The sequence below is a fragment of the Streptomyces spectabilis genome, assembly GCF_008704795.1.
GTDB classification, from domain to species: Bacteria; Actinomycetota; Actinomycetes; order Streptomycetales; family Streptomycetaceae; genus Streptomyces; species Streptomyces spectabilis.
Map to the genome: position 1 here is coordinate 8,106,768 of NZ_CP023690.1, position 14,235 is coordinate 8,121,002.

Below are 14,235 nucleotides of genomic sequence, written 5' to 3' on the forward strand. Positions count from 1 at the left end.
ACTTGCATCTAGGAGCTAGGCCAGATGGTGAACGACGACAAAATCCGCCGCCTTCTCAAGCAGGTGACGGCGGATCTGCACACGACTCGTCGGAAAGTGCGCGAACTGGAGTCGAAGGACGCGGAGCCCGTCGCGATTATCGCGATGAGCTGCCGCTTCCCCGGCGGCGCCGACACCCCCGAGACCCTGTGGCAGCTGGTGCGGGACGGTGTGGACACCGTGTCCGCGTTCCCCGACAACCGCGGCTGGGACGTGGCCGGGCTCTACCACCCCGACCCCGACCACCAGGGCACCACGTACACCCGCGAGGGCGGGTTCGTGTACGACGCCGACGCGTTCGACGCGGGCTTCTTCGGGATCTCGCCGCGCGAGGCGCGCGCGATGGACCCGCAGCAGCGGCTCCTCCTGGAGACCGCGTGGGAGGCCGTCGAGCGCGCGGGCATCGACCCGCAGAGCCTGCGCGGCAGCCGTACCGGCGTGTTCACCGGCACGAACGGCCAGGACTACACGGCCGTCGTCGCCGAGGCCGCCGACAGCGTCGAGGGTTACTCGGGTACCGGCAACACCGCGGCCGTCGTCTCCGGCCGCCTCTCCTACACCCTGGGCCTCGAAGGCCCGGCGGTCACCGTCGACACGGCCTGCTCGTCGTCGCTCGTGGCGCTGCACCTGGCGGCGCAGGCGCTGCGGCAGGGCGAGTGCGGACTCGCCCTCGCGGGCGGCGTGTCCCTGATGTCGACGCCCACCGCGTTCGTGGAGTTCAGCCGCCAGCGCGGCATGGCCGCCGACGGCCGCTGCAAGGCCTTCGCGGAAGCGGCGGACGGCACGGGCTGGGGGGAGGGCGTGGGGCTGCTCCTCCTTGAGCGCTTGTCGGACGCCCGTCGCAACGGTCACGAAGTCCTGGCGGTCGTACGGGGCTCCGCCGTCAACCAGGACGGCGCCAGCAACGGCCTCACCGCCCCCAACGGCCCCTCCCAGCAGCGGGTGATCCGGGCCGCCCTCGCCCACGCCCGCCTGACGGCCGCCGACGTGGACGCCGTGGAGGCGCACGGCACCGGCACCACCCTCGGCGACCCCATCGAGGCCCAGGCCCTCCTCGCCACGTACGGGCAGGGGCGGCCGCGCAACCGGCCGCTGTGGCTGGGCTCCGTCAAGTCCAACATCGGGCACACCCAGGCCGCCGCGGGCGCCGCCGGTGTCATCAAGATGGTCATGGCCATGCGGGAGGGTGTGCTGCCGCGGACGCTCCACGTCGACCGGCCGAGCACCCACGTCGACTGGTCCGCGGGGGCCGTCGAACTGCTCACCGAGCGCCGCGACTGGCCGGAGCAGGAGAACGCGCCGCGTCGCGCGGGCGTCTCCTCCTTCGGCGTCAGCGGCACCAACGCCCACGTGATCATCGAGGAGGCCCCCGCTGCCGAGCCGCAGGGGCAGGCGGAGGAAGCCACCGACGCGGAAGGCGGTGCCGCTCAGGAGGCACGTCCCGCCGCAGGACCCACGGTCTGGCCGCTGTCGGGGCGTACCGCCAAGGCGCTGCGCGCCCAGGCCGCCCGGCTGCGCGAGGTGCTGCTCGACGACCCCGCGCTCGCCGCCGACGCCGACGGGCGCGCCGACCTCGGCTGGTCCCTCGCCACCGGCCGCTCCGCCTTCGAGCACCGGGCCGTGCTCATCGGTGAGGACCGCGACCGGCTCCTCGCCGCCCTGGAGTCCCTCGCTGCCGAAGGGCCCATCGGCACCGGCACGGTGACCGGCGCGGTCGCCGAAGGCCGCCTCGCCGTCCTCTTCACCGGCCAGGGCAGTCAACGGGTCGGGATGGGCCGGGAGTTGTACGAGGCCTTCCCCGTCTTCGCGGATGCGCTGGACGAGGTGTGTGCTCATATTGATCCGTGGATAGAACGTTCGCTCCAGAGCGTGATGTTCGGTACGGACGCCGGGCTGCTTGAGCAGACGGGTTACACGCAGCCCGCCCTCTTCGCGATCGAGGTGGCGCTGTTCCGGCTCGCCGAGTCCTTCGGGATACGCCCCGAGGTCGTCGGCGGCCACTCCATCGGCGAGCTGGCGGCCGCCCACGTGGCCGGCCTCTGGTCCCTGGAGGACGCCGCCCGACTGGTCGCCGCCCGCGGCCGGTTGATGCAGGCCCTGCCCCGCGGCGGCGCCATGCTCGCCGTCCAGGCCGCCGAGGCCGACGTCGCCCCGCTCCTGGAGGAGGTCGCCGAGTGGGCGGGCCTCGCCGCCGTCAACGGACCCGCCCAGGTGGTCCTCTCCGGCGACCGCGGCGTCCTGGAGGACCTCGCCGTCCAGCTGCGCGCCGACGGCCGCAAGACCCGTTGGCTGAAGGTCAGCCACGCCTTCCACTCGCCGCTGATGGCGCCCATGCTCGACGAGTTCCGGCAGGTCGCGCGGCACCTGACGTACCAGGACCCGGCGCTGCCCGTAGTCTCCAACGTCACCGGGCGGCTCGCCGCCGCGGACGAGCTGAAGAACCCCGAGTACTGGGTGCGGCACGTGCGCGAGGCCGTCCGCTTCCACGACGGCCTCGGTGCCCTCACCGACTTCGGCGCCACCACCCTCCTCGAACTGGGCCCCGACGCGATCCTCACGGCGATGGCCCACGACACCCTCACCGGCCCCGATGCGCAGGCCGGGCTCGTCCCGGCGCTGCGCCGCGACCGGCCCGAGCCCGACACCTTCCTGACGGCGCTCGCCCGCCTGCACGTGCGCGGCGCCACCGTCGACTGGACCCCGCGGTACGCGCCCGTCGCGTCCCGGCGCCGCGTCGCGCTGCCCACGTACGCCTTCCAGCGCCAGAGCCACTGGCTGGACACGGTCGCCCCGGGTGCCCCGGCGCAGGGGGCGGCCCCCGGCGACAGCGTCGAGGCGCGCTTCTGGGAGGCGGTCGAGCACGAGGACCTCGTCGGGCTCACCGGCGCCCTCGACGTGGCCGACGACGCCCCGCTGACCGACGTCCTGCCCGCCCTGACGGCCTGGCGGCGCAAGCAGCGGGCCGCGTCCGCGCTGGACGCCTGGCGCTACCGCGTCACCTGGAACCCGCTGCCGCCGCAGGCTTCGACGTACGGCCCCGCGCTGACCGGCACGTGGGCGCTGCTCGTGCCCGAGGGCCCCGAGGGCACCGAGGGCCAGGCCGAGCAGCCGTGGTGCGCCGCCGCCGAGCGCGCCCTGGCCGCCGGTGGCACCCGCGTCGTCGTGGTGCGCGTCCCGGAGGCCGTGAGCACCGACCGCGCCGCCGTCACCGCGCTGCTGCGGCAGCAGGAGGCCACGGAGTGGAACGGCGTCCTGTCGCTCCTCGCCCTGGCCGGTCCCGAGCGGGCCGACGCCGCCGGTGAGGCGCCGCTCGCCGCGCTGCGCACGGGCGTTCTGCTCCAGGCCCTCGGTGACGCGGACAGCACCGCCACCGTCTGGGCCGCCACCCGCGGCGCGGTGTCGACCACGCCCGCCGAGGCCCCCGCGGACCCGGCGCAGGCGGCCGTGTGGGGACTCGGCCGCGTCGCCGCGCTCGAATACCCGCAGACCTGGGGCGGCCTCGTCGACCTGCCCGAAGCCGCCGACGCCGCCGTCACCGGGCTCACCCGGGCCCTCGGCGCCCTGGAGGGCGAGGACCAGGTCGCCGTGCGCGGCTCCGGCGTGTTCGTACGCCGTCTCGTGCGCGCCTCGTCCGGCGAGGCGCCGCGGACGGAGTGGAGGCCGCGCGGCACCGCCCTGATCACCGGCGGCACGGGCGCCCTCGGCGCGCACGTGGCGCGCTGGCTCGCCCGGGAGGGCGCCGAGCACCTGGTGCTCACCAGCCGCCGCGGCCCCGACGCGCCCGGCGCGGCCGAACTGCGCGCGGAGCTGGAGGGGTTGGGGGCCGAGGTCACCGTCGCCGCCTGCGATGCCGCGGATCGGGACGCGCTGGCGCGGCTCCTCGCCGACATCCCCGACGACACCCCGCTGACCAGCGTGTTCCACACCGCGGGCATCCTCGACGACGGAGTCCTCGACGGCCTCACCGAGGACCGCGTGGCGGGCGTGTTCCGGGCGAAGGTGGAGTCGGCCCGCAATCTGGACGCGCTGACGTCCGGCCTCGACCTGTCGGCGTTCGTGCTCTTCGCCTCTTTCGCCGGTGTCGTCGGCGGCCCGGGCCAGGGCACGTACGCCGCCGCCAACGCGGCCCTGGACGCGCTCGCCGAGACCCGGCGCGCCGCCGGGCGCGTCGCGACCTCCCTCGCCTGGGGCCCCTGGGGCGGCACCGGCATGGCCGCCGAGGGAGCGGCCGCCGAACGCCTCAAGCACGGCGTGATGCCGCCCATGGACCCCGGCCTCGCGATCGCCGCCCTGCACCAGGAGCTGAGCCACGACCGGACGCTGACCTGCGTCGTGGACATCGACTGGGCCCAGTACGCGCCCGGCTTCACCGCGACGCGGCCCAGCCGCCTCTTCACGGACGTACCGGAGGCCCGCGCGGCCCTCGCCCCGGCCGCCGAACAGTCCGGCACGCCGGGCCCGGCGGCGGGACACGCCCCCGCGAACGCGCTCGCCGACCGGCTCGCCGCCCTCGCCCCCGAGGACCGCGAAGCCGCCGTCCTCGACCTGGTGCGCCGGCACGCCGCCGACGTCCTCGGCTACCCGAGCGTCGACGACATCCAGGTCACCCGCGCCTTCCGCGAGCTGGGATTCGACTCCCTCACGGCGGTCGAGCTGCGCAATCTGCTGGGCGCGGCCACCGGCCTCAAGCTGCCCACCACACTGGTCTTCGACCACCCCACCCCGGCCGCGCTCGCCGCCCAGCTGCGCACCGAACTGCTCGGCGACGACACCGCGACCGCACCCGCCCCGCCCGCGCCCGCCACCGGCGGCGCCACCGACGAGCCCCTCGCCATCATCGGCATGAGCTGCCGGTTCCCCGGCGGCGTACGCAGCCCCGAGGACCTGTGGCGGCTCGTCGCCGACGGCGTCGACGCGATCGCGGAGTTCCCCGCCGACCGCGGCTGGGACACCGATGCGCTCTACGACGCGGACGCGGGGCAGACCGGCACCTCGTACGTCCGCCGGGGCGGATTCCTCTACGACGCCGGACAGTTCGACGCCAAGTTCTTCGGCGTCAACCCGCGCGAGGCCCTCGCGATGGACCCGCAGCAGCGGCTCCTCCTGGAGACGGCGTGGGAGGCGTTCGAGCGCGCCGGGATCGACCCGGCGGGCCTCGGCGGCAGCCAGATCGGCGTGTTCGCGGGCACCAACGGCCAGGACTACACCGCGGGCGTCGACCACGTGCCCGACGAGGTCGAGGGCTACCTCGGCATCGGCAACGCCGCGAGCGTCGCCTCCGGCCGCATCTCGTACACCTTCGGCCTCGAAGGCCCGGCGGTCACCGTCGACACGGCCTGCTCCTCCTCGCTCGTGGCGCTGCACCTCGCGGCGCAGGCGCTGCGCCAGGGCGAGTGCACCATGGCGCTCGCCGGAGGCGTCTCGGTGATGTCCACTCCGGCGACCTTCGTGGAGTTCAGCCGCCAGCGCGGCCTCGCCACCGACGGCCGCTGCAAGGCGTTCGCCGAGGGCGCGGACGGCACGGGCTGGGGCGAGGGCGTCGGCATGCTCCTCGTCGAGCGCCTCTCCGACGCGCGCCGCAACGGCCACAAGGTCCTCGCCGTCGTACGCGGCTCCGCCGTCAACCAGGACGGCGCCAGCAACGGCCTGACCGCCCCCAACGGCCCCTCGCAGCGGCGCGTCATCCGCGCCGCCCTCGCCAACGCGGGTCTGACGGCCGCCGACGTGGACGCCGTCGAGGCCCACGGCACGGGCACCACCCTCGGCGACCCCATCGAGGCCCAGGCACTGCTCGCCACCTACGGCAAGGAGCGCGCGACGGCCGAACCGCTCTGGCTCGGCTCCATCAAGTCCAACATCGGGCACACGCAGGCCGCCGCAGGTGTCGCCGGGATCATGAAGATGGTCATGGCGATGCGGCACGGCGTCCTGCCCAAGACGCTGCACGTGGACGCCCCCACCTCCGAAGTGGACTGGTCGGCGGGCGCGGTCGAGCTGCTCACCGGCGCGCGCGAGTGGCCCCGGCACGGCGACGGCACCCCGCGCCGCGCGGGCGTCTCGGCGTTCGGCGTGAGCGGCACCAACGCCCACGTCATCGTCGAGCAGGCACCGGCGGGCGAGCCCGGGCCGACGGCGGACGGCGGCGCGGCGCCCACGGCGCCCACTGCCGTGCTGCCGCTCGCCCTGTCGGCCAAGACCCCGCAGGCCCTGCGCGAGCAGGCGGACCGCCTCCTGAACCGCCTGCGGACGGACTTCGGCGCCGAACCGGCGGACGTGGGCCTGTCGTTGGCGACGACCCGCTCCCGCTTCGAGCACCGCGGAGTGGTGCTCGGCCGGGACCGCGAGGAACTCCTCGCCGGGCTCCAGGAGCTGGCGGCCGGGACCGCCACGGCCGCGCGGGCCGTGGCGGGGCGCGCGCCGGACGGCACGGTCCGACCGGTGTTCGTCTTCCCCGACGAGAGCACCGAGAGCCTTGAGAGCACCGAGTGGACCGACTGGACCGAGTGGACCGACGCCGTGCGGGAACTGCGCGACGATTCACCGGTGTTCGCCGCCCGCCTGCGCGAGTGCGCGGACGCGCTCGGCGAGTTCGTGGACGGGGACCTGTTCGCGGAGCCGACCGCTGACCGGGCGGACGTGGCGGGGCCCGCGCGCTTCGCCGTCCTGGTGGCGCTCGCCGCCGTGTGGCGGGCGGCCGGTGTCGAGCCCGCCGCCGTGGTCGGCCACGGCGCGGGCGAGATCGCCGCGGCCTGCGTGGCGGGCGCCCTGACCCTGCGCGACGCGGCCCGCGTCGCGGCCCTGCGGGACCGGCCCGGCGGGGCCTCCTCCGACGACGCAGCGCTCGCCGCCCTCGCCCCGCGCCCGGCCGATGTGCCCCTGTACTCCACGACCACGGGGGAGTGGCTGGCCGACGGCACCCTCATGGACGCCGACCACTGGCGCCGCAACCAGCGCCAGGAGCCCCTCGTCGAGCAGGCCGTCACCGGTCTGCTCGCCGCGGGCCACGGCCTGTTCGTCGAGGTCGGCCCGCGCGCGGCGCTCGGCGACGCGCTGCGGAACGCCATCGAGGCCGACGGCCGCCCCGCCGCCGTGCTCGGCTCGCCGCGCGGTGCCGAGAGCGGTGCGCACCGGCTCATGGCCGCGATCGCCGACGCCCACGTCCACGGCGTCGAGCTGGACTGGACGGCGCTGTTCCCCGGTGCCCGCGCCACCGTCGACCTGCCCACGTACGCGTTCCAGCACGAGCACTTCTGGCTCGTCGACGGGCGGACCCCGGGCGGAGCGGCACAGCCCGCGGCGGACGACACGGACGCCCGCTTCTGGGAGGCCGTGGAACGGGAGGACCTGGAGCGGCTCGCCGCCGAGCTGGAGGTGGCACAGGACGCCGCCGCCGACCTGGGCGCCGTGCTGCCCGTCCTGTCGTCGTGGCGACGGCAGCGGCGCGAAAGGTCCACGGTGGACGCCTGGCGCTACCGCGTCACCTGGAAGCCGCTGACCGGCGGACTGCCGGGCCCGGCCCTCACCGGCCGCTGGCTGGTGGTCGTACCGGAGCGGGCGGCCGCGCACCCGTGGGCGGCGGGCGTCACCGACGCGCTGGCCCGCGCCGGTGCCGAAGCCCTCGAACTCCACGTATCTGAAGGTGAGTTGACACCTGAGTCCCTCGCCGCCCGGCTGCGCGAGCACGCGCGGGACGGGGGCGAGCCCGCGGGCGTCGTCTCCCTGCTCGCCCTCGACGAGTCGCCCCTCGCGGACCACCCGGCCGTCCCCGCCGGGCTCGCGGGCACCGTCGCGCTGGTACGCGCCCTGGCGGACGCCGGAGGCCAGGCACGTCTGTGGGCCGTCTCGCGGGGCGCCGTCTCCACCGGCCGCAGCGACCGGCTGACGAGCACCGTCCAGGCGGAGGTCTGGGGCCTCGGCCGCGTCGTCGCCCTGGAGCACCCCGAACTCTGGGGCGGCCTCGTCGACCTGCCGGAGGCCGTCGACGCCCGCGCCGCGGCCCGGCTCGCCACCGCCCTGGCGGGCATCCCCGCGACCGACGGCGACGTGGGCGTCGAGGACCAGCTCGCCGTGCGCGGCTCGGGCGTCTTCGCCCGCCGTCTCGCGCACGCGCCCCTGGACACCCGCCCGGCGGCGGAGTGGACGCCGCGCGGCACCGCCCTGATCACCGGCGGCACGGGCGCCCTCGGCGCCCACGTGGCGCGCTGGCTGGCCCGCGCGGGCGCCGAGCACCTCGTCCTCACCGGCCGCCGCGGCCTCGACGCCCCCGGCGCCGCCGAACTGAAGGCGGAGCTGGAGGAGTCGGGTGCGCACGTCACCGTGGCCGCCTGCGACGTCGCGGAGCGCGCGTCCGTCGCACGGCTCCTGGACGGACTGACGGGCGACGGGCACACCGTCCGCTCCGTCTTCCACGCCGCGGGCGTGAGCCCGGCGCTCGCCCTCACCGACACCACCCCCGCGGACCTCGCCGAGGCGCTGGCCGCCAAGGCCGCGGGCGCCGCCCACCTCGACGAACTCCTCGCGGACGCCGACCTCGACGCCTTCGTGCTCTTCTCGTCCATCGCCGCCGTCTGGGGCAGCGGCGGACAGGCCGGATACGGCGCCGCCAACACCTACCTCGACGCGGTCGCCGAGCGGCGCCGCGCCCGCGGCCTGACCGCGACCTCGCTCGCCTGGGGCGCCTGGGGCGGCAGCGGCATGGCCGCCACCGCCGAGGCCGAGGAGCACCTGCGCCGCCGAGGCGTCGGGCTGCTCCTCCCGGACCTCGCCGTCGGCGCGCTCGCGCAGGCCCTCGCCCTCGACGAGACGTGCCTGACCGTGGCCGACGTGGACTGGGAGCGGTTCGCGCCCGCGTTCACCGCGGCCCGGCCCAGCCCGCTCATCGGCGCCCTGCCCGAGCTGCGGCCCCGGCGGGCCAGGGCCGCCGCGGCGGGCGAGGCGGCGCCGGTGTCGGCGTGGGCCGCCGAACTCGCCGGACACCCGGAGGCCGAGCGGCAGCGCCTCGTGCTCGACCTCGTGCGGACCGAGGCGGCCGCCGCGCTCGGCTACGCGGGCGCCGAAGCCGTCGAACCCACCCGCGCCTTCCGCGAACTGGGCTTCGACTCGCTCACGGCGGTCGAGCTGCGCAACCGGCTCACCGCCGCCACCGAGGTCGAACTGCCCGCCACCGCGGTCTTCGACCACCCGTCCCCGGAGGCCCTCGCCCGCCACCTGCTGGCCGGACTCACCGGAACCACCGCCGCCACGACGGCCCCCGCGCCGTCGGCACAGCCCGCCGACGTGGCCGACGACCCCATCGCCATCGTGTCGATGAGCTGCCGCTTCCCCGGCGGCGCGCACACCCCCGAGGCGCTGTGGCGGCTCCTCGTCGACGGCACGGACGCCGTCTCCGTCTTCCCCACCGACCGCGGCTGGGACCTCGAAGGCGCCGCGCGCTACAAGCCCGAGGGCGGCTTCGTCCACGACGCCTCGGAGTTCGACGCCGGACTCTTCGGGATCTCCCCGCGCGAGGCCCTGGCGATGGACCCGCAGCAGCGGCTCCTCCTGGAGACCGGCTGGGAGCTGTTCGAACGCATCGGCATCGCCCCCAAGTCCCTGCGGGGAACATCCACCGGCGTATTCGTCGGCTCGGGCTTCCAGGGGTACGCGACCGGTCTCGACAGCGTCCCCGAAGGCGTCGAGGGGCACCTGATGACGGGCACGTCCGGCAGCGTCATCTCCGGCCGCCTCGCCTACTCCTTCGGCCTGGAAGGCCCGGCCGTCACGGTCGACACGGCCTGCTCGTCGTCGCTCGTGGCGCTGCACCTGGCGGCGCAGGCGCTGCGCCAGGGCGAGTGCGACCTCGCGCTCGCCGGCGGCGTCACCGTGATGGCGACCGCCGGGGCCTTCGACGAGTTCAGCCGCCAGGGCGGCCTCGCGGGCGACGGCCGCTGCAAGCCGTACGCCGACGCCGCCGACGGTACCGGCTGGGGTGAGGGAGCGGGTCTGCTGCTCCTGGAGCGCCTGTCGGACGCGCGCCGCAACGGTCATGAAGTCCTCGCGGTCGTACGGGGCTCCGCCGTCAACCAGGACGGCGCCAGCAACGGCCTGACCGCCCCCAACGGCCCCTCCCAGCAGCGTGTCATCACCCAGGCCCTCGCCAACGCCCGCCTCGCACCCGAGCAGATCGACGCTGTGGAGGGCCACGGCACCGGCACCGCGCTCGGCGACCCGATCGAGGCGCAGGCGCTCATCGCCACGTACGGCCAGGACCGTCCCGGTGACCAGCCGCTGCTCCTCGGCTCGGTGAAGTCCAACATCGGTCACACCCAGGCCGCCGCCGGTGTCGCGGGCGTCATCAAGATGGTCATGGCCATGCGCCACGGCGTGCTGCCGCGGACGCTCCACGTCGACCGTCCGAGCACCCACGTGGACTGGTCGGCCGGAAGCGTCGAACTGCTCACCCAGACCCGCGAGTGGCCCGATCGCAACGGCTCCCCGCGCCGCGCGGGCGTCTCCTCGTTCGGCGTCAGCGGCACCAACGCGCACGTCGTCGTCGAACAGGCGCCCCGGCGCGCCAAGGCCGCGGCCGAGCCGTCGGGGCCCGTCGACGCGGCGGGCCCGGGCGCGGTCGCGTGGCAGATCTCGGCGCGCGGCGCGGACGCCCTGCGCGCCCAGGCCGGACGGCTGCGGGAACGCCTCCTCGCCGATCCCGCCCTCGCCGCCGACCCCGCGGCCCTCGCCGACGTGGGCTGGTCCCTCGCCACGGGCCGCTCGCTCCTCGAACACCGGGCCGTCGTCCTGGGCCGGGAGCGGCAGGACTTCCTGACCGGCCTCGGAGCACTGGCCTCCGGCGCGCCCACGGGAGCCGTCGCGGGCGCGGTCGCGGAAGGCCGTCTCGCCGTCCTCTTCACCGGCCAGGGCAGCCAGCGGATCGGCATGGGCCGCGAGCTGTACGAGACGTTCCCCGTCTTCGCGGACGCGCTGGACGAGGTGTGCGCACATATCGATCCGTGGATAGAACGTTCGCTCCAGAGCGTGATGTTCGGTACCGACGCGGACCTCCTGGAACAGACGGCCTATGCGCAGCCCGCCCTCTTCGCCGTCGAGGTCGCCCTCTACCGCCTCGCCGAGTCCTTCGGCGTGCACCCCGAGGTCGTCGGCGGCCACTCCGTCGGCGAACTCGTGGCCGCGTACGTGGCCGGGGTGTGGTCCCTGGAGGACGCGGCCCGACTGGTCGAGGCCCGGGGCCGGTTGATGCAGGCCCTGCCGGAGGGCGGCGCGATGCTGGCCGTCCAGGCCGCGGAGGCCGATGTCGCGCCGCTCCTCGCGGACGTGGCGGACCGCGTCGGCCTCGCGGCGGTCAACGGCCCCGCGCAGGTCGTCCTGTCCGGCGACCGCACCGCCCTCGAAGGCCTGGAGGAGACCCTGCGCGGCCAGGGCCGCAAGGTGCGCCGGCTGAAGGTCAGCCACGCCTTCCACTCACCGCTGATGGACCCGGTCCTGGAGGACTTCCGCAAGGTCGCCGAAGGCCTGACGTACGCCGATCCCGTGCTGCCGGTGGCCTCCAACGTCACCGGTGAACTGGCCGACCCCGCCGCCCTGAAGGACCCCGAGTACTGGGTCCGGCACATCCGCGAGGCCGTCCGCTTTCACGACGGCCTCAACGCCCTCACCGGCCACGGCGCCACGACCCTCCTGGAACTGGGCCCCGACGCCGTCCTGACGGCCATGGCCCACGACACGCTCACCGACCCCGCCGCGCAGACAGGCCTGATCGCGGCCGTCCGCAAGGACCGCCCCGAGCCGGACACCTTCCTGACGGCCCTCGCCCAGCTGCACGTACGCGGCACCGGCGTCGACTGGACACCGCTGTACGGCCCGGCCGACGCGCGGCGCCGCGTCGACCTGCCCACGTACGCCTTCCAGCACCAGCACTACTGGCTGGAGGCGGCGGACACGGCGGCCGACGCGGACGGTGGCGTGGCGGCGGACGAGGTGGAGTCGCGGTTCTGGGAGACCGTGGAGAGCGAGGACCTCGCCGAGCTGGCCAAGACCCTGTCCGTGCCGGACGACGCGCCGCTGACCGACGTCCTGCCCGCCCTCACGGCCTGGCGCAGGCAGCGGCGCGAGAGCTCCGCGCTCGACAGGTGGAGCTACCGCGAGTCCTGGACGCCGCTCACCGACGCGGCGGTCGGGGACCTCACGGGCAGCTGGCTCGTCGTCGTGCCGGAAGGCCGGACGGACACGCCCTGGAGCACGGCCGTCGCCGCCCTGATGGCCGAGCGCGGCGTGCGCCCGGTCACCGTGGAGGTGCCCGGTCACGCCACCGACCGCCATGCCGTCGCGGCACTCCTGCGCGCGGCGACCGCGGACGCCCCCCAGGGCTTCGAGGGCGTCCTGTCGCTGCTCGCGGCCGACGACCACGGCGAAGACGACGCCGCCGCACCGGCGGACGTCTCACTCGCCCTCGCGCTGATCCAGGCCCTCGGTGACACGGGCGTCGACGCACCCCTGTGGTGCGCGACGCGCGCCGCCGTCGCCGTGGGCGCCACCGACGGGACCGCCCCCGGGCGGGCCGCGCTGTGGGGCCTCGGGCGCGTCGCGGCGCTGGAGTACCCCGAGCGCTGGGGCGGCCTCGTCGACCTGCCCGAGGCGGCGGACACCGCGGCCGCGGCCCGGCTCGCCCGAGCCCTCGGCGGCGCCTGGCCCGGTGAGGACCAGATGGCGGTGCGCGGCTCCGGCGCCTTCGGCCGCCGCGTGGTGCGCGCGCCCCTCGACGACGCGCACGCCACCGGCTGGACCCCGCGCGGCACCGTCCTCGTCACGGGCGGCACGGGCGCGCTCGGCGCGCACGTGGCGCGCTGGCTGGCCCGGGAGGGTGCCGAGCACCTGGTGCTCACCGGCCGCCGCGGCCCCGACGCGCCCGGTGCGGCCGAACTCCGGGCCGAACTGGAGGAGTCCGGCACCCGCGTGACCCTCGCGGCCTGCGACGCGGCCGACCGCGACGCGCTCGCCCGCGTCCTCGACGCGATCCCCGCCGACGCGCCGCTCACCGCCGTGTTCCACGCGGCGGGCGTTCTGGACGACGGCGTGCTCGAAGGGATGACGGCCGAACGGTTCGCCACCGTGTTCCGCGCCAAGGCCCGGTCGGCCCGGAACCTGGACGAGTTGACCGCGGGCCTCGACCTGTCGGCGTTCGTGCTCTTCTCGTCCTTCGCCGGCGTCGCGGGCGGCCCGGGCCAGGGCAGCTACGCCGCCGCCAACGCCTACCTCGACGGACTCGCGCACGCCCGGCGGGCCCGTGGCCTGACCGCCACCGCCGTGGCGTGGGGCCCGTGGGCGGGCAGCGGCATGGCCGCCGAGGGCGTCGCCGCCGAGCGGCTGCGCGGCGGGATGATCCCGCCGCTCCAGCCGGACCAGGCGATCGCCGCCCTCCACCGGCTCCTCGCCCACGACCGCACCACCGCCCTGGTCGCCGACATCGACTGGCCGCAGTACGCGCCCGCCTTCACCACCGTCCGGCCCAGCAGGCTCTACGCCGAACTGCCCGAAGTGCGACGCCTCTCCGTCGCCGCCGAGAGCGGCACCGGGCAGACCGCCACCGGGCAGACACCGGACCTGGCGGCCCGGCTCACCGCCCTGGCCGGGCCCGAGCAGGAGCGGCTGCTGCTCGACCTGGTCTGCGCACAGGTCGCGGCCGTACTCGGCTACAGCGGCGCGGCGGCCGTCGAACCCACCCGCGCCTTCCGCGAGCTGGGCTTCGACTCCCTGACCGCCGTCGAACTGCGCAACCGCGTCAACGCCCTCACCGGCCTGGTCCTGCCCGCCACGGTGGTCTTCGACCACCCCACGCCCACGGCCCTCGCCGACTGCCTGCGCACCGAACTCGCCCCCGACGCCGCCGACCCCGCGACGCTGCTGCTCGGCGACCTGGAGCGGCTCGAAGGCAGCCTCGCCGCCGTCGCGTCGGCCGACGAGATCACCCGTACGAAGGTGGCCGTACGGCTCCAGGCGGCGCTCGACCGCTGGAAGAACGGCGACGCACGGCCGTCCGGCGGAGCCGACGAGAGCGGTGACAGCGGTGATGTCAGTGAGCAACTGGCGGCCGCGAGCGACGACGAGATGCTCGAATTCATCAAGAAGCAACTCGGCAGGGGTTGAAAGGAACAGGACCTTTAGGTAACGGTAGTCAATTGAACCGGCAGCCCCTACCCACCC

Annotated in this window: 1 protein-coding gene; it reads left to right on the forward strand. The window is 75.9% G+C overall.

Annotated features, from left to right (window positions below; genetic code table 11):
* The first annotated feature begins 27 nt into the window (after positions 1 to 27).
* Positions 28 to 14,178, forward strand: coding sequence for a type I polyketide synthase (locus tag CP982_RS34940; RefSeq protein ID WP_372503534.1), 14,151 nt, complete (start codon positions 28 to 30; stop codon positions 14,176 to 14,178).
* Positions 14,179 to 14,235 lie beyond the last annotated feature (57 nt).